The following is a 17,238-nucleotide window of genomic DNA, read 5'->3' on the forward strand; positions in this document are numbered from 1 at the left end:
GCCATGACCCGGATCGAACTTGAGCCATGGGAGCCCGAAGAAACCATCGGGAAACTGTGGCACGCTTTTGCCAGTCGCCTCGATGCGCCCCTTGTGCATCACGGAGCCGCGGTTGACCTCTCAGAGGTCAGCGGGCGGCTGGCAGTCTTTTTTCGTGGGCTTGGTGGTGCGCCATCGGTCGAAATCCGCGCCGTCTCGGGCGAGGTAAGTCAACACCGTCTGAAATTCCTGCGCCGTCTCGGGACCGAGGCGGAAATACTCCCCCGCGCCAGCTTTGACGGCGAGGTGCTGCGCCTGCCGGAGAGCCTTGCGATCTTTCCGGATCGCGCGGCCAACGGGGCGCTTTATCTCTGGCTCACTGCCGCCGTGGCACATGCCCCGATGCATAGCCCCGAAACCGACCCTCTGCGCGCTGATCTGCTGGCGATCCGGGCCGCCCTTGCGATGACCCGTACCGCACTGGAGGCCGCACCGGGCCTGCGTGCTTTGCACTCCGGGCTTGCCTCGGCCACGCTGCACAGCCGACAATCTCAAAGCCTGCCGCGCAGTGAGCAGGCGATAGAGGCGCTGGTGCGCCACCTTCTGGGGGATCGCACATACCTGTCATCGCTCGCGCTGACCTTCAACAACGCGCTCAGTACGGGTAATCTTTCCCGGATCACCGCGCCGCGCGGCTATCGCTCGTTTCAGCCGGTGCCGCTCTGGCCCGACCTGCGCGAGCTGATCCTCTCGGCCAGCAGCGAGGTCGAGAGCCGCGACACCGAAGGCCCCCCCGAAGAGGGCTCGGAGCGCACCCACCGCGCGCGCCGCCGCAACGCTGATCAGGCCGAGCGCCGCGATAGCCTTATCCTGCATAAATTCGAGGCCATTCTCAGTTGGGCCGAGTTCCTGAATCTCAACCGCCGGGTTGACGACGACGACCCCGACAGCGCCAAAAAGGCCGCCGATGACCAGGATGAAATCGGGCTTGGTCAAATCTCCAAGGCCCCGGCCACCCGGCTAAAGCTTCACCTTGACCTTGCCCCGGAAGATGTTGATCGTGAACGCCTTTCCGGCAAGGTCATGTATCCCGAATGGGACGTGCGCACCGGTGCCTATCTGCCGGATCATGTGCGGGTTCTGCATAGCACCGCCCCGCCGGGCGATGGCGTGCCCGCCTTTCGCGACGACCCGCGCGCCATGCGCCGCATTACCCATGTCAAACGCCAGTTCGAGGCGCTGCGCCCGGGGCGCGTGTCGATCCCGGCGCAACTTGACGGTGACGAGCTTGACATGGAGGCCGCGGTGCGTGCGCAGGTCGATATTCTGGCAAATGGTGCGGGCAGTGAACGTATCTGGCACCAGACCCGGCCACAGGCACGTGATCTGGCGGTGTCGATCCTGCTGGATGTGTCGCGCTCGACCGAAAGTGCCGTGGGCGATCGCGCGGTGATTGATATCGAGCGCGAGGCCCTCGCGGCCCTGGCTTGGGGGCTTGACGCCTGCGGCGATGATTTTGCCATCCATGCCTTTTCCTCGCTCAAGCGCGACCGGGTTTATATCCAGACCTGCAAGGATTTTTCTGAACCGATGACCGGTCTGATTGAAGGCCGGATCGGCGCGCTTCGGCCCGGATTCTATACCCGGTTGGGTGCGGCCATCCGGCATTGTTCGGCCGAGCTTGCCCGGCAATCCAAGAAACGTCGCCTGCTGTTGGTTATCACCGATGGCAAGCCCAACGATCTTGACCACTATGAGGGCCGCCACGGGATCGAAGATACCGCCATGGCAGTGCGCGAGGCGCGCCGTGCCGGGCAGTCGGTCTTTGGCATCACCGTCGACAAACAGGCCAAGAGCTGGTTCGCGCGGATGTTCGGGCGGGGCGGGTTTCACGTGATCCCCAACCCTGAACGCCTGACCGAGGCCTTGCCGCTGATCTATCGCGAGTTGGTTGGGGGATGAGCGACGCGAGCGTGTTTGACGAACTGCCCGGCGACCTGATGATCTGGGTTCTGATCGTCAGCGAACTTCTGGTCTTTGGTGCCGGGCTGGCGGCGTTTCTGGCGGTGCGGGCCGGTGATCCCGCAGGGTTCGGCGCCGCGCAGGATGCGCTTTACCGGACCGGGGCGGGGGTCAACACGGTGGTGCTTGTAACCAGTGGCGCGCTCGCCGCGTGGGCCCTGCGCCTGCGCGAGGACGCGCGGCGCGGCGCGGCACGTCTCGCTCTTGTGGCGGCGGCGCTTCTTGGTGTCGTCTTTTTGCTGATCAAGGGCTTTGAATTCGCAGGCAAAGCGGCGCAGGGCATCGGCTGGGACACGCATCCGTTTTTCACCTTCTATTACCTGCTGACCGGCTTTCACGCCGCGCATGTGGTGGCCGGGGCGCTGGTTTTGCTGCTGGTCGCATGGAAAGACACGCCTCGCAATATCGAGGCCGGGGCGGCCTTCTGGCACATGGTCGATCTGGTCTGGGTGATCCTTTTTCCAGTGATCTACCTGCTTCGGTGATGCCATGATCCGAAACCCGCTTTTGCGTGCATGGACCGCGCTCATCGGTCTCAGCCTTGGCTCGACGCTGATCTCGCTTTGGCAATGGCCGCCGGGGTTTGCGGCAGGGGCGGGGATGCTTGTCCTGAGTTTTGCCTGGCTTAAGGCGCGCGTTATTCTGTCGTCTTATCTGAGACTTGACGCGGCCCCGTTCTGGCGGCGCGGCTTCGCGATATCGCTCGGGGTGTTCTGTCTGCTCTTGCTGGGGCTTTACCTGTTGCCGGGCCTGCTTTAGCGCCGCGTCAGATCGCGAATTTTTGCGCCAGATCCTCGGGCAGGTCGAATTCCTTCAACAGCCGTGCGCGCCCCTCTGCTGACATCTTTTTCGCGGTCCGGGTGACGATGGTATCAAGTTTTTCCGGGGCTTGCGTGGGGGCGAAGGGCGCGAAATACCATTTCAGAAAGGTGAAACAGATCACATCCTCGAGTGCCTGAACCTCCGGGTCGCGTTTGATCCCTTGTTTTCGGATCATTTTCTGTGCGTGTTCAATGTCCTGGCTGCCATACCCCGCGTCAGCCATGATCTCACCCACGCGGGTGGCGTGATGTTTCGCCAACTCGGTACGCCAATTCAGGTAGCCTTCGCGCCCTTCGGGAAAGTCTTTTCTTTTCAGTACCCAACGTTCGATATGCTGACCCCGCGCCGCGATTTTCAAAGGCTCGGAGGCGTCGGGGAAAAGCCGGTCAAGCTCGGCGCTCATGCGCTGACCGTAAAGCTGTGCCGCGGGTTGGCCCTGGCTTGTGTCGGGGTCATGCGCATTGGCGGCGTCAATCGCGGCAAGGGTGAGTTCGAGCTTTTTCACAGGGATTTACTCCATGAATCGGCAGGATCTTTCGCGGCATAATCCTGCAACAACTTGATGTCTTCGATCGTGGCATGATGGCGCGAGACCCCCACACCGACAGCCTTGAGCTTGTAAAAGGCGCGCGACAGGCTTTCGGGTTTCATGCCCAAACGCCCGGCAATCAGCGCCTTGTCATAGGGCAAAGTCACCTCGCAGGACCCGGTCTCGCAATTGCTAAGACGGATCAGGAAATCGGCAACCCGCTGCGCCCCGGTCTGGGCCTTGATCTGTTCCACCTGGGCCACGAGATCATGAAGGTGCGCAAACGTAGAGGCAATGACCGCGAGACTTAGTTCTGGCTCGTGTTCGAGGATCGAGATGAAGCTTCGCGCCGAAATAAGAGCCAGCGTGCAATCGCTCACCGCTTCTGCGGAAACCGGGTAGGGTTGCTGACGAAAGGCGACCGCCTCGCCAAAGCTGTGGCCTCGGGTAAAGACATTCACCACGGCCTCGTTTCCGTTGGGGGACACGCGGTAAAGCTTGACCCAGCCATCCAGCACCACATGAATGACCTGCGCCCGGTCGCCCTGGAGAAAGACAGTCTCGCCCCGTGTGACATCCCGAAAGCTGGCATCGGCCAACAGTCTGTCAGCCACTGCAACGGGCAGGCTGCGCAGCAAAACCGAATCTCGGGCGATGTCGTGAAGTTCTGTTTTGTGCATCGGATTACCTTATGACGAGTCATTGTTATCATCTGTACACGGGAATACGCGAAAATACACCATGCAGCACTACGCGGGAATGCACCGTTGAGGCCAGTCGGGTCTGACAAATATCCAGAGATGCCGATTTGGGGTGCTCCACCGACCCGGACACTTAGCCCCTTTGCAAGGATGCCGCTTGGGGGGATGCGACACAGACGGTTTGCCATCGTGGCTCAATGGTTTTAAGGGTGTCACCGCGACCTGCACAGGTCGACCTGCTCTTGTTAAGGCATTTCCCATGCGTATAGGCGTGATCCTCAATCATTTCGAGCCGCACCAGGTGCCCCATGCAGCGCCCTATGGCTTTGCCCTGTCGCGGGTGCGACCGGATTGGACGGTGGATATTTTGTGCTCTACCCGCGGCGAAATGGAGTTTGCGCAGGAAATTGCCGGGCGGTTTGATGCACAGACCGCCAACATACAGGCGTTGAAAGTGCCTCTGGTGTTTCGGATTGCGGATCCGCTGCTGCGCCAGTTCACCTTTGCGCGCAAGGTGGCGGTGTTGCAGGCCAACGTCGACCGCCTGTCACAGTATGACGCGCTGATCATGCCTGAAATGACCTCTCTTGCGCTGCGCCGCTCGGCGAAGATGGCCGGGGTCAAAATGATCTTTACCGGCCACGGCGCGGGCGATCTCTATAGCAATCCCTTCGGCAATTTCGACAAGAGGGTGGAGACTTTTGATCTGGTTCTGTTGCAGGGCCGCCGCCTGGCCTGCGCCATGTGGGCCGAAGGGCGGCTAAAGGACACCAGCCATGCGATAATCGGCTATCCCAAGTATGAGGCCGTGCCGCAAACGCCCCTGCGCCTGTTTGATGATGACAAGCCGGTGGTCGTTTATAACCCGACGCAAAACCCGCGCGGCTCGTCCTGGCATCGCTGGGGTGAAGCGGTGCTGGACAGGCTGGCGGCGCGCGAGGATCTGAACGTGATCTTTGCCCCCCATGCCCTGTTGTTCAAGCGCAGCTGGACACGCGGCGCGCGCCTGCCCGGGCGGTTTCGCAATCACCCCCGGATCAAGGTTGATCTGGGCAGCCGCGCCTCCTCTGATATGACCTATCTGCGGGCCTCTGATCTTTATCTGGGGGATCAGTCCAGCCAGATCTATGAGTTCATCAACCGGCCAAGGCCCTGCGTCTTTCTCAACCCCGATGAGAATAATTGGCAGGGCAACCCGTCGTTCCGCTCTTGGACGTTCGGCCCGGTGGTTGAGGATGTCGCCGATCTCGACAGCGCGATTGATGCGGCGCTGACCGAGTTTGAGCGCTGGCGCCCGGCGCAACAGGCCGCATTGGACGACGATGCAATCGGACCGGGCGCGCCCTTTGCCGATGCGCCCGCCTCGGAGCGCGGCGCGCGGGCGATTGCCGAATATATGGAACAGGGCAGCCTTTCGAAAGACTGGGCATGAGCCAGCCACATGATATCGGCATGCGACCGCCCGAGGATGCGGTGGTTGTGATGGTGGCGTCTGACGGCGCGCCGTCTGCGGCGGCGCAGGCGGTGGTTGACGCCCTGTGCGAGAGCCCCAAACGCCTGTCGGTCGTGCTGGTTTCTCCGCCGACCGATGCAGGGGCACTGGCCCAACGGTTCCCCCGCGCCTATGTGCACAAGGCAAACCCGGGCCTGACGCTGGCGCAGGTGCGGGCACGCGCGATGCTGTGCCCGGACGAGGCGCCAGACGGGCGCAGGCCTGCGCTGGTGACGCGGGCAATACGGCGCGGCATTCCGGTGTTTGGGCTCGCTGACGCGGGAGGGCAGAGCACGAGCACCGAAAGCCGCCTCACGGCCCTGTCGCAATCGGCCGGTGATGCGCTGCCAGAGCAGGGGGGGGCAATAATGATTGCGGATCACCTGATTTCGGCAATGGGATTTGAGCGCGGCGATGGCCCGCTGCTTGGGGCTGTCTCTCGCGGCGTGCAAAAGCTGATGCGTGGCCGCGCGCGCGCGCTCCTCGCCCCGTTTGTCCGCCGGGTCGCAAGCCGCGATGCGCTCTGCGCCCGACTGAACCAGCCAGAGGTGATCATGTGCCTGGGCAATGGCCCGACCTCGGCCGATCCACGGCTTGCGGGCATGGCCCATGACGCGCTCTTTCGGGTCAACCATCAGTGGATGCAAGACGGTTACATGACGCGCGCTGATGTGCTTTTTGCCGGGGTCAAACGATCCATGCGCGCGGCAGGGCCAACGCTGATCGGGGTGGCATCGCGGCGCAAGGAAGAGGCCTTGCTGGGCGCGCGTCTGCTCAGCCCCTGGCGCGGGCGATTGTCCTATTTCGTGGTCGAAGAGATTGCCGGTCTGGGCACCTCTTTGCAGGGCCACCCGCGCCCGACCACCGGCGCCGTGATGCTGGCCGCTGCCATTGCGCTTGCCCCGCGTCGCCTGATCGTGGCGGGCATGGATATGTTCGCCGACAAGGCCGGCGCCTATCCCGGGCGCACGACGGCGGTGAACGCCTATACCGCCGCCCATGACCGCCAAACCGACGAGACTTTCATTCGCGCCCATCTGGCGCGTTTTGAGGGCGAAATCATGACTCTCAGCCCCGCCTTTGCAGAGCTGGCGCATAGTGTCGCAGACGGCCAGTTTACGCTTGCAGAGCCACCGCAGGCTTGACTCTGTAGGCATCCTCAAAGATGTGGTGACCGACCCCGCATCCGACGAGGTAACGAAAGGTCGTTTAAGATGAAAAACCCATACAAAACCCATTGGTATCACCGTCAGATGGCCTATTGGCTGGATAAGGATCCGGGTCGCGATTCCGGTGACATGCAGGAGATGGAGGTGATCCGCCTCGATCCCCAGCCCGGCACCAAGGCGTCGAGCAAACCACCCGTGCGGATTTTTCTGGGCACCGAGCCCGGCCAGTATCGCGCCACGCGGATTTTCGTCTGGTCGGTAATGCAGGTCCGTGACCCGGCGCGTGCGTATGAAATTCATCTGATGTCGAATGTGGCGGGCATTCCGCGGGTTGGCTGGAAAACCGGCTTTACCAATTACCGCTATGCGATCCCTCATTGGGCGGGCAACGCCGGGCGCGCGATCTATAACGACGTTGACCAGATTTACCTGCAAGACCCGGCCGGGCTGTTTGATATGGACATGAAGGGCAAGGGTGTTCTGGCGATTTCGGTCAAGGAAAACTCGGTCATGCTGATCGATTGCGAAAAGATGGGTAAGCTCTGGACGCTTGCCGATGTAGCCGCGGGCAAGAAGCACGACCATTTCAAAGGCGCGATGGCGGATGCAGACCTGTTTGGCGAAATGCCCGGCACCTGGAATTCGCGCGATGGCGAACACCCGGTCGAGCAGACCAACTGCCTGCATTATACCACCCTGCATTCGCAGCCCTGGAAACCCTTTCCCGGCTATCTGCGTTATCGCGAAGGCCCGCTCTACAGCCTCTGGCACGACCTTGAGAAATCCGCCGACGAAGCCGGGTATCTGATGTTCACCAAAGAGCAACCGAGCGCCGAATTCGGCCGCCTGATCGCCCAGTACCAGCAGATGCACGATACGCCGGAAACATTCGCGGGTTATCAGATCAAGAAGCATTTCACGACCGTGGCCAACCTGGTCCGCGCGACCGGCGCGACCGAAATCCTTGATTATGGGTCGGGCAAGGCGATCAACTATGACACCATTCCGGGCGAGCCCGAGGACAGCCCCTATCGCCAGTCGGATGCATTGCCCGGCCTGCGCATCCGCTGCTATGATCCCGGCCACGCGCCCTTTTCCGATATTGGCGAGGGCCGCTATGGCGGCGTGATCTCGACCGATGTGGTTGAACACCTGTCGTCGGCTGACGTGCCTTGGGTCATCGACGAGATGTTTTCACGCGCGAGCGGCTTTGTGATGATCGTTGCGGCCTGCTATCCGGCAGTCAAAACCCTGCCTGACGGGCGCAATGCGCATACAACCCAGCAACCGCCCTATTGGTGGCATGTGCAGATGGCGCTTGCCTCGCGCCGCTACCCGGGCGTGCGCTGGACAATGATTGCCGAGGAAAAGGGCAAACTTGGGCGCAAGCAGAACGTTTTCACCGAAGCCTCGCCGTCACCACTGACGTGATATGATCCGGTCGGACCGCACGTGAGCCACAAGGACATTCACCGCCGCTTTTTGCACAATGCCAGCATGATTGTTGGCAGCAGGGCGGTGTTTGGCCTGCTCAACCTTGGCACCAACGTGATCATCCTGCGCGCCTTTGGCGCCGCTGATCTTGGCATGGTGATGCTGCTGATCGCCTATGTCCGGGTCTTCGCCGAAGTGGCGAAATTCGAATCCTGGCAGGCGGTGTTGCGCTTTGGGGTGATTGCGCAGGAACGCGGTGAAGATGATCGGCTGCGCCGACTGCTCGGTCTGGCCCTCGGGATTGATTTCATCACCATGCTGGTGGCCATTGCCGCCGCGATCCTGCTGATCCCGCAGGCTGCGGTCTGGTTTGGCTGGAATGCGCAGGTCACCGAGATGGCGCCGTGGTTCATGATTCTGATCGTGTTCGTGACCAATGCCACCTCGAACGGGGTGCTGCGGCTATTTGATCGCATCAAGATACTGGCGCTGCAACACGGGTTGAATGCGGTGATCCGTCTTGTGCTGGTGCTGAGTGCGGTGATGTTGGGAGGCACGGTCGTTCACCTTGCAATGGCGTGGTTTGCAGCCTTCGTGATCAGCGGCGCGATGACCATGGCGGTCTGTGCCTATGAACTGATCAAGCGCGATCTGCGGCCGAAGTTTTCGCTGAACTTTCGCCGTACCGGCGCGCTTTTCCCCGGCATCTGGCATTTCCTGATGATGTCGAACCTGATTGGCACCGGGCCACTGGCGATCAACCACCTGACCACGCTGTTTGTCGGGGCGCAACTGGGCCCGGCACAGGCGGCGGTGCTGCAACTGGCGCGCCAGCTTTCCACAGGCGTTTCAGGGCCGACGCGGCTGCTAGGGCCGCTGCTCTTGCCGGATTTCTCGCGCCTTTCTGGCCGGGGCGACTGGACCGGACTGCGCGATCTGGTGGTCCAGCAGCTCAAGGTCGCCGCGATTGTCGTGGTGGTCGGAGGCGCCATCCTGTTCGCCGTGCTGCCCATCCTGATAGAGCAGGTCTTTGGTGCGCCATTGCTGGATCACATCTGGCTGTTCCGGCTGCTGATCATGGCCGCCCTGATCAACATTCTGGGCTTTGCCCTGCATCATGCGTTGTTTTCGGCCAACAAGGGCGGCACCGCCCTGTTGATTCAGATCGCCGCAATGGCGGTCTACGGCGTGATCATGCTCACCGGGATCTGGGTGATCGGGCTGAATGCCGTGGGCCTTGGGATGATCGGCTTTGCCATCACCTCGCGCGGGCTGAGCGTGTTGATTGGTCGTCGCCTGCTGAAAAAGCGGATCAATCGCGCCAAAAAGGGTGACGATCTGCCGTAAGTGGCGATCTGGCCCCGGCGGCCAATTCTTGCTAGGACATCCAACAGCACTTAGATCGGAAAGGTAACTCGGGAAATGGGTAAGGACCTCAAGGCATTCATGGCCCGTTATGTCTCGGGTTGGCGGTCGTCACGCCACATCGAGGCGCGCCTTCGCTTTCCCGGCATGAATTTTCACGAAGCGCTGACCCGCGTGACCTATAAGCGTATCTTCGGGGTCTGGCCCGACCTTGAAAACCCGCGCACCATCAGCGAAAAAATGTGCTGGCTGAAGGTCAACGACAAACGGCCGCAAAACGCGGTCATCACGGATAAATACAGGTTGCGCGGCTATGCCGAGCAGAATGGGCTTGGGCACCTGATGAACGAGTTGCACGGGGTCTGGGACCGGGCCGATGACGTGGATTTTGGCGCGCTTCCGGATGCCTATGCGCTCAAGGTGACCAATGGCAGCGCCTGGAACGTGATCAAGGCCCCCGGTCAGGCGATCGACGAGGAGGCCACGCGCAAGCGGCTCGACCTCTGGATGAAAACCGACATGTCCGATCACAAGGGCGAGTGGTATTACGCCGCCTCTCCGGCGCGGATTATCGCCGAGCATTATCTGGACAACGGTGGCGGTGACATCCCCGACTATAAGCTGTTTGTGTTCAACGGCGAGACCCGCTTTATTCAATATTGCGAGACCCGCTATAGCGGTTTGCGCAGCATCTTCATGAGCCCCCAGTGGGAGCCGATGCCCTTTACCTACGCCGTATTCGCGCCCTACGGCCCGCCCCCGCCGAGACCCGAGGCGCTGGACGAGATGATTGAAGCGGCAAAGACGCTGTCGCAGGGGTTTGCGCTGGTGCGGGCGGATTTCTACATCAACAAAGGTCGGCTGTTGCTGGGCGAGCTTTCCCTCAATCCGGTGGGTGGCTATACCGTTTTTAAACCCGACGAGTGGAACGAAAAAATCGGCGATTGGCTGGAGCTGCCGGACAAGGCGACGCTTACCGCCTCTTCCTAGCGGAAGGCTCCGGCGCGATACAGGCGCCAGGCCAGTTTTGGCGCGTGCAGGACCGGGTGGCGGCGTTCGGCCTCGCTGACGTCAAGTTTTACACCTGAGTGGCTGGCGACCTTTTCCAGAATGTAGTCCAGCCCCGCATCGAACGTTGTTGCGGCCTTGAGGACGCGCAGCGCGCCAAGTGGCTTGCCGATTATCCGGCGCAGCCCCCATTTGGCGGCGCAGGCCGCGCGGCGCAGCGCCCCGACATCCGGCAGATCCGGCGCGCCGTCCTTGCCCTGCGGCAAAAGGATCGCCGACAGGCGCGCATAACGTTCGGGAAAGCGCGCAACGATCTGGGCCGCGCGCGGGCCGGGGTTTTCGGGGCGCAGCTCGGTGCGATAGCTTTCGCAAAGACCGCGCACCCAGATGTCGCCGGGCTGTTGCGGTCCGCGCAAAAGCGGGGTGACCTGAGCCGCAAAATGCCGACAGGCATGCGCCAGCGTGTCAATCAGCCGGGCGCGCAACTCGGGGTTATCGGTGACAATGGTTGCGGGCTGTGTGAAGCGCGCCCAGAGCATCGATTCCAGCGACCGGCCGCTTGCCCGTCGCAGGAACGCGGCCTCGGAAACCACCGCGTATTTGCTGCGCAGCCGGTTCCCGTCGGCGTCGGTGATCGCCATGAAATGCACGCTTGGCGGCAACAGCCAGGCCGCAAGACTGGCCAGCCCCCGGCCATGAACCGCAGGGTAGCTGTCAACGATCACATAGAAATCCAGCATTTTTTCGGCGGCCTCGCCCTCGCGCAGCGCCGAGCCGTAAAAGATCAGCGCCCGCACCGCCCCGCCGTGCCGGGCACGGATGGCCTCGGCCATGGCCTGTGCAGGTGCCGACAGCGGGGCCTGATCACCCTCGATCACCTCACGCAATTGCGCGATCACCTCCGTCCCGCTCATCGCAGGAACACCAGCGGTTCGGTTGTTGTGATATGCAGCTTGCCGTCCTCGGCGCAGGCCACCGGCTCGCCATCGATCACAATCGGGTCGTCGTGGATAAGGTCAAAGCGGTCGCTGCGATAGCTGGTCATGCCATGAGCGGCCAGGCGCGGGCCAGAGAGGTGCAGCAAAATCTTGGCAATCGCCCGGCGAAAACCCTTGATCGGCCAGGCGGCATGGGTCAGCGCAATTGATCCCGGCCCAGTGCCCCAAAAGGGTTTCAACCCAAGGCTGAGCCGGGGCAGGGAGGTCACCAGCGCAAGGGTATGCGGGCCGTCAATCTCTACACCCGCCCCGCGCACCGTCAGATGCGAAGCACGCAGGACCGGTCCGCCATCAGTGTCGCGATATTTGCCCGGTGCCATCACGAACCGGACAATAGCGAGGATGATCGTGCGCAAGCCGCGCTGCACGTCGTCGTGAAACTCGCGCTGGGCAAAAAGCATCGCGCGCGCCAGCGATCCGGTGGACAGGACAAACCCGATTGCAGGGCAGGGCAGGGCGGCACTTTCGATGCGCAGCGCCCGGTGTGTTTCGCGCTCCGGCGGATCGACCTCATTGGCAAGGGCGGCGATGCGGCGGGTGATCTCGCCCGCGGTCTTGCCGCGAAAGCCAAAGCTGCGCGCCGCCAGATTGGTGCTGCCGCCTGGCAGGATGGCAAATTCGGGCGGCGAGGCAAAACCGGCCCCTGGCGCCAGACAGGCCGAGAGCACCGCCAACAGTGTGCCATCGCCGCCCTCGATAAATATCTTCTCGACGCCGTCGCGGGCCATTTGCCGCACAAAGCCATTCAGATCAGCGAAATCATCCAGCCGCAAAAAGCTGGCATGGGGCAGTTCAAGCGCTGCCGCCTCAAGCATGGCACCGCGCTTTTCAACGGCGTGGCTGCCGTGGTTGACGATAAGGCCGATGCGATGTGTCATGCCGATGCCGTTCTATGATAAGAAAGCCAAAGACCTATCAGCATCAGCGTACCCACGGGCACCACCACTGCGATGATCGCACTCAGGCTACCATTCTCTGACAGGGTCTTGAACACCCCATCCGTCACCATGAACACAAATCCCGCCGCGATACCGATCGCGAGCGAAAACTCGCCACCGTCGCGGCGCCCCAGATGCTGCATGATCGGCACTGTCATCATCAAGAACCCGATGGCGATAAACGGCAGCGACAGCCGATTGAGAAACCACACAAAATAGGCATCCGACGGCAGGCTACCCGAACCGGTCATATGCGACAGCCGATAAAGGTCGCTCAGGGCAAGATTGCGTGGTTCGGACAGCAAGAGTCGCAGGGTATGCGGCGTCTGCTCGCTGTGCCATATCGCGGGGGGGGCGACCTCGTTGCCGTCATAGCGGATCTGTTGCACGTTACTCAGCGCCCAGCCCGCGGGGATCGCCGTGGCGGACCCGGCCCTGGAAATCGCGGTGACCTTGCCATTGTCGCCGCGCTCGAACAATGTCACATTGCTCAGGCTGCGGTCATTGTTGAGCGCGCCAACCTCGATCAGCAGGCGTCCATCGGCCAGCCATAGCGCCTTCGGGGCCTGGCGGTTGTCATGCACCGCCTCGGGCCCGAGCCAATCTTCGAGCGCCCGAGTGGTCAGAGGGTTGATCTGATCAATCAGCACCGCCGAGGCGATTGTGGCAATCAGGACCGCCGGGATCAGGGCGCGCACCTGACCAAAGACCGAGATGCCCGCGCCGACAATCGCCACCAGCTCGTTGCGGCGGATCAGGCTGACATAAGTCAGCAGAAGCGCCATCAGCAGCGCAAAAATCATGATCCGGTCAAACAGGATCGGCATCCGCAGCGCCATATAGCGAAACTGATCCGACAGGTCGGCATTCTCGGGCAGCAGATCGGCATTGCTCAGGGCGTCAAGCACACCAAGCAGGGCCACCAGCCCAAAGACGGTGAGCAAAAACCGTTGCAGAAACATCACGGCTAGATATCGGTTAAGATGGCTCATTCAGGGGCTATGCCGTTGTTTCCGGGGGCGCCGACGGGGCGGCGGCTTTGGGTTTTACCCGCCATAAAGCGGGAAAGGCGGATCGTCCACTGGCGGTACGCCAGAAGGTGTAAATTGCCAGCACGGCAACCAGGGCCACAACCGGCCATGTGCCCGCCCAGGGCGGAACGACCCCACGCTGGGCTAGCGACAGGCCGAATTCCAGCAGTTTCTGCACCACCACCAGCAGCAGTATCCCGACCGCCAGCCCGCCAGACCGCGCAACCCGGCCCAGTTGCAGCCCGAGCACCACACTGATCAGAGGGAGGGCGATCAAAAGCGCCGCGCGGCTGAGCCGGTCATGCATGTCTGCCTGGGCGGCGGTTGGATCGATGGTTTTGTCGTCGGTCAGATAGGATTTGCTCATCAGCTCTTTGAGGGTCAGCTCGCGTTGATCATCGCCGCGGTCGCGGTAGCCCTCGATCGGCGTCGGCATCTTCCAGGTCACTTTGGCGGTATTAAGCCGGTTGCCCTGCGATGTGGTGATCTCTGCTGGCAGATCGCCGATCATCGCATCCTGCAAATTGATCGTCCATGTGCCATCGTCGCTTTCAGTCAGAACGCCGGTGTGGCCGGTGATAAACTTGTAATCACCGCCCTTGCTGGAGTCGATAATGAACGTTTCGCCCAGTTTTCGACCGGCAAAATTGACCTTCGAGGTCCAGACCACCTTATCGTCGAACTGAACGAATTTGCGTTCCTTGAAGGCGGTCACGATGGAGCTTTGCTTTAGCTCATGCACAATCTGGCGGTAGTTGTAGCGCGACACCGGCTGTAAAAACCCCGAGATCAAAATCGAGACCAGCGCCAGCACCACCGCCAGCCCCAGATAGGGCCGCAAGATGCGGCGCAGCGACACGCCAGTGGACATCAGCGCGACAATCTCGCCCGAGCGGCTTAGCCGTTCAATGCTGATGATGGTGGCGATCAACAGCGCCCCCGGCAGCGCCATGCCAAGATAATGTGGCAACAAATTGCCGATCATACGCGCTGCCGACTGCAACGCGTCATCCGAGCCGGCAATCAGATCGGTGATCCGGATCAACCGTTCCAGCATCAAAATCGCCAGTGCCACAGCAATTAAAGCGAGCAGGAGGCCAATGTTATTACGCAAAAGGTAACGGTCGAGCTTGAAAAACATGTCTGGCGTTCTCTCCGGGCCGGCAGGGGGGTGTTACATCCGGTGCAACCACTTGTGATGACCCCAATCCTTGTAGTCTGTTACTAGAAAACCTTTATAACCGCCAGCGGCTGACTGTAACCAGGTCGTGACCCTAAGGAGAGTGCCAATGTTTATCAAACGCAGCCTTTACACCCTGGCCCTGTCTGGCGCCCTTGCGCTTTCGGTCTCTGGCGTGTCCGCGCAGGCCAAGGCGCTGGATATTCGCCCGCATGAGGCGGCAGCGGTCTGTGGCGCGCGATCACCGCAGGTCAAGGTGATCGTCGAAAACGTCACGTCTCAGGGCATTCTGACGGTCGAACTCTACCGCCCGAGCAAGCGTGATTTCCTTAAAAAGGCGTCGCGGGTGCATCGCATCCGTGTGCCCGCCCAAAATGGCCCGCAGACCGTGTGCTTTGACGTCAAAAAGGCCGGTGCCTATGCCGTCGCCGCCTATCAGGATCTGGATGCCGACAGGGATCTTGATCAGAAGTGGAACATGATGCCGGCCGAACCTTTTGCGCTATCGAGCAAGAAGAAGCTGGCGTTTGCGATGCCGGTGTTTGATGATGCGGCCTTTCAGGTGCCCAGTGAAGGTGCCGCCATTAGGATTACACTGCAACGATGACCCAAAGCGCGTCCCCCTTGTCCGCAGCCCCCGATATAACGGTCAGCGAAGTGACCTCGCGTGCGGACAGGGCGGCCTTCGTTGACTTGCCCTACCGCGCCTATCGCGATGTTGCGCATTGGCGCGCGCCGCTGCGGTTTGAGCGCAAGGCGCAGCTTGAGCCGAAGCATAATCCGGGGCTGGCCAGAATTGACCATACGCTGATGCTGGCGCGCCGCGATGGTCAGGTGGTCGGGCGCATCGCCGCCATCGTTAACAGGGGTCATCTGGAGCTTTACAGCGATGCCACCGGGCATTTCGGCTTTCTCGACACGCTCAGCGCCGACGCCGAGGTTGCGGCTGCCCTGATGGCGGCCGCAGAAGATTGGCTGCGCGCGCGCGCAATGACCCGCATTGCCGGGCCGTTCAGCTTTTCGATCAACGAAGAATCCGGCCTGCTTGTCGAGGGCTTTGATACGCCGCCGATGATGATGATGCCGCATGGCCGACCCGATTATGCCCCCACGCTTGAGAGGCTGGGATTTGCCAAGGCAATGGACCTTTACGCATTTTTGCATGAATTCGGCGAAGAGTATCACATCCCGCCCACGGTCAAGCGCTGGAAAGACGCCTTTGACCGCGACCCGGCGCTTAGCATCCGACCGCTCAACATGAAGAACTTCAAGGCCGACATCCGGATGGTCATGGAAATATTCAACGACGCCTGGTCGCAAAATTGGGGGTTTGTCCCGTTCAGCGCCGATCAGATCACCGTGATGGCGCAGGAACTGAAACCGTTGCTGCGCTCTGATTCCCTCTGGATCGCGATGATTGACGGCGAACCGGCAGGGTTTACCTTTCTGTTCCCCGATCTCAACGAAATCGTCGATGGCCTTGACGGAAAAATCCTGCCGTTTGGCTGGGCGCAACTGCTGTATCGGCTGAAAATACGCGGTCCCAAACGGGCCCGGCTGCCGCTGGCGGGATTGCGGCGCAAGTTTCACAAGACCCGCCGGGGCATGGTGGCCATGGCGGGCAGTTTCGAGGCCGCCTTTGCCGCGCAGCATGCACTCGGCGTGCGCGAGGTCGAGGCATCCTGGATTCTTGAGAGCAACAGCGATCTGCTCAATCTGGTCGATCTTTACGAGATGAAGCGCTATAAAACCTATCGTGTTTACGAGAAGGCCCTATGACCGCCAGCCCCGACCAATCCCGCCCCGTTCAGGTCCTGGTGCTCGCAGGCGCGCGCGCCGCCGGTGATCCGCTCTGTGACGCCGAAGGTGTCGCCAGCAAGGCGGTGATCGACATTGTCGGCCAGCCGATGCTGTCGCGGGTCTTGCGCGCCCTTGGCGCCAGTCGCGCCGATGCCCCCGCCTGGGTTCTCGGGCTTGAGGGCGCAGCACTTGAGGCGGCCGCCGATGGCATCCCCTGTCAGCCGCTGGCGTCCCAGGGGCGAGGCCCGGCCTCAAGCCTTATCCGCGCTCTGGAGGGGCCGATTTCGACGCCGCTTCTGGTGACAACCTGCGATCATGCGCTGCTGACGCCCGCGATGGTGGATAGCTTTCTGGCGAAATCCATCGCCAGCGATGCCGACATGACCGTGGGTTTTGCCGAACGCAGCGTCATCGAGGCCGAGTATCCGGAAACCAAGCGCACCTATCTGCGCCTTGGCGGGGCGGAGCTGTCGGGCTGCAACCTGTTCTATCTCGCCAGCCCTGCGGCGCTCAAGGTGATCCGCTTTTGGCAAAGCGCCGAACAGGACCGCAAGAAACCCTGGCGCATCGCCTGGCGTTTTGGCCCGCTCACGGCCCTGCGCATCCTGTTGATGCGCTCGGGGCATGAGGCGGCGTTTGCGCTGTTGTCACGCCAGCTTGGCGTGCGCGTCGCGCCGGTTCTGTTGCCCTTTGCCGAGGCCGCGATTGATGTCGACAAGCCCGGCGACCTGGTGCTTGTGCGCGAGATTTTGACCGCACGCGACGCCTGA

The 17,238-nt window shown here is 61.6% G+C and carries 17 protein-coding genes; 11 read left to right on the forward strand and 6 right to left on the reverse strand.

Annotation, left to right across the window (positions count from 1 at the left end; translation table 11 throughout):
- Window positions 1-3 precede the first annotated feature (3 nt).
- Genes BUB78_RS04560 through BUB78_RS04570 form a run of 3 tightly spaced genes read left to right on the forward strand, consistent with a single transcriptional unit; the run spans window position 4 to window position 2,760 of the window.
- On the forward strand, window positions 4-1,941 hold the full coding sequence (locus BUB78_RS04560) for a nitric oxide reductase activation protein NorD (RefSeq protein WP_073195748.1): 1,938 nt from the start codon (window positions 4-6) through the stop codon (window positions 1,939-1,941).
- Window positions 1,938-2,486 carry a cytochrome c oxidase subunit 3 gene (locus BUB78_RS04565; protein ID WP_073195488.1) on the forward strand — a complete coding sequence of 183 codons (549 nt, stop codon included), beginning with the start codon at window positions 1,938-1,940 and terminating at the stop codon, window positions 2,484-2,486. Before BUB78_RS04560 ends, BUB78_RS04565 begins: the two co-directional genes overlap by 4 nt.
- 4 nt (window positions 2,487-2,490) lie before the next feature.
- Entirely contained in the window at window positions 2,491-2,760 is a 270-nt protein-coding gene (locus tag BUB78_RS04570; protein ID WP_073195489.1) for a hypothetical protein, read from the forward strand.
- A 7-nt stretch (window positions 2,761-2,767) separates the two neighbouring features.
- On the opposite strand, the gene BUB78_RS04575 is transcribed toward BUB78_RS04570, so the two are convergent.
- Together BUB78_RS04575 and BUB78_RS04580 are read right to left on the reverse strand one after the other, a co-directional pair.
- A complete protein-coding gene (locus BUB78_RS04575) occupies window positions 2,768-3,328 on the reverse strand; it encodes a DUF4202 domain-containing protein (RefSeq protein WP_073195491.1) in 561 nt (186 codons plus the stop codon).
- On the reverse strand, window positions 3,325-4,032 hold the full coding sequence (locus tag BUB78_RS04580) for a Crp/Fnr family transcriptional regulator (RefSeq protein ID WP_073195493.1): 708 nt from the start codon (window positions 4,030-4,032) through the stop codon (window positions 3,325-3,327). Before BUB78_RS04580 ends, BUB78_RS04575 begins: the two co-directional genes overlap by 4 nt.
- 280 nt (window positions 4,033-4,312) lie before the next feature.
- Here BUB78_RS04580 and BUB78_RS04585 point away from each other — a divergent pair, with 280 nt between their 5' ends.
- From BUB78_RS04585 to BUB78_RS04605, 5 genes are all read left to right on the forward strand, one after another.
- Window positions 4,313-5,485: a CDP-glycerol glycerophosphotransferase family protein gene (locus BUB78_RS04585; protein ID WP_073195495.1), complete on the forward strand. Its 1,173-nt coding sequence runs from the start codon at window positions 4,313-4,315 to the stop codon at window positions 5,483-5,485.
- Entirely contained in the window at window positions 5,482-6,690 is a 1,209-nt protein-coding gene (locus tag BUB78_RS04590; RefSeq protein WP_073195497.1) for a hypothetical protein, read from the forward strand. Before BUB78_RS04585 ends, BUB78_RS04590 begins: the two co-directional genes overlap by 4 nt.
- Window positions 6,691-6,759: 69 nt before the next feature.
- Entirely contained in the window at window positions 6,760-8,145 is a 1,386-nt protein-coding gene (locus BUB78_RS04595) for a hypothetical protein (protein WP_139279249.1), read from the forward strand.
- A 21-nt stretch (window positions 8,146-8,166) separates the two neighbouring features.
- Complete coding sequence (locus BUB78_RS04600) at window positions 8,167-9,495, forward strand: lipopolysaccharide biosynthesis protein (protein ID WP_073195501.1); 1,329 nt, start codon at window positions 8,167-8,169, stop codon at window positions 9,493-9,495.
- Window positions 9,496-9,594: 99 nt separating this feature from the next.
- Window positions 9,595-10,503 carry an ATP-grasp fold amidoligase family protein gene (locus BUB78_RS04605; RefSeq protein ID WP_170865020.1) on the forward strand — a complete coding sequence of 303 codons (909 nt, stop codon included), beginning with the start codon at window positions 9,595-9,597 and terminating at the stop codon, window positions 10,501-10,503.
- Here BUB78_RS04605 and BUB78_RS04610 read toward each other — a convergent pair.
- From BUB78_RS04610 to BUB78_RS04625, 4 genes are read right to left on the reverse strand one after another with little or no spacing between them, the layout of a single operon-like run.
- Entirely contained in the window at window positions 10,500-11,435 is a 936-nt protein-coding gene (locus tag BUB78_RS04610; RefSeq protein ID WP_073195505.1) for a hypothetical protein, read from the reverse strand. The two genes, BUB78_RS04605 and BUB78_RS04610, sit on opposite strands and share 4 nt — an antisense overlap.
- Complete coding sequence (locus BUB78_RS04615; RefSeq protein ID WP_073195507.1) at window positions 11,432-12,397, reverse strand: diacylglycerol kinase family protein; 966 nt, start codon at window positions 12,395-12,397, stop codon at window positions 11,432-11,434. The genes BUB78_RS04610 and BUB78_RS04615 overlap by 4 nt, the downstream gene beginning before the upstream one ends.
- Window positions 12,394-13,449, reverse strand: a complete 1,056-nt coding sequence (locus tag BUB78_RS04620) for an LptF/LptG family permease (protein ID WP_084732759.1) — start codon at window positions 13,447-13,449, stop codon at window positions 12,394-12,396. Before BUB78_RS04620 ends, BUB78_RS04615 begins: the two co-directional genes overlap by 4 nt.
- Before the next feature lie 7 nt (window positions 13,450-13,456).
- Complete coding sequence (locus BUB78_RS04625; RefSeq protein ID WP_073195511.1) at window positions 13,457-14,629, reverse strand: LptF/LptG family permease; 1,173 nt, start codon at window positions 14,627-14,629, stop codon at window positions 13,457-13,459.
- A 148-nt stretch (window positions 14,630-14,777) separates the two neighbouring features.
- Here BUB78_RS04625 and BUB78_RS04630 point away from each other — a divergent pair, with 148 nt between their 5' ends.
- The 3 genes from BUB78_RS04630 to BUB78_RS04640 are packed head-to-tail and all read left to right on the forward strand — an operon-like array spanning window position 14,778 to window position 17,238.
- Window positions 14,778-15,275 carry a DUF2141 domain-containing protein gene (locus BUB78_RS04630; protein ID WP_073195513.1) on the forward strand — a complete coding sequence of 166 codons (498 nt, stop codon included), beginning with the start codon at window positions 14,778-14,780 and terminating at the stop codon, window positions 15,273-15,275.
- Complete coding sequence (locus BUB78_RS04635) at window positions 15,272-16,447, forward strand: hypothetical protein (protein ID WP_084732760.1); 1,176 nt, start codon at window positions 15,272-15,274, stop codon at window positions 16,445-16,447. The genes BUB78_RS04630 and BUB78_RS04635 overlap by 4 nt, the downstream gene beginning before the upstream one ends.
- Window positions 16,444-17,238: a nucleotidyltransferase family protein gene (locus BUB78_RS04640; RefSeq protein WP_073195515.1), complete on the forward strand. Its 795-nt coding sequence runs from the start codon at window positions 16,444-16,446 to the stop codon at window positions 17,236-17,238. Before BUB78_RS04635 ends, BUB78_RS04640 begins: the two co-directional genes overlap by 4 nt.

The sequence above is a fragment of the Roseovarius marisflavi genome, assembly GCF_900142625.1.
Classification (GTDB): Bacteria; Pseudomonadota; Alphaproteobacteria; order Rhodobacterales; family Rhodobacteraceae; genus Roseovarius; species Roseovarius marisflavi.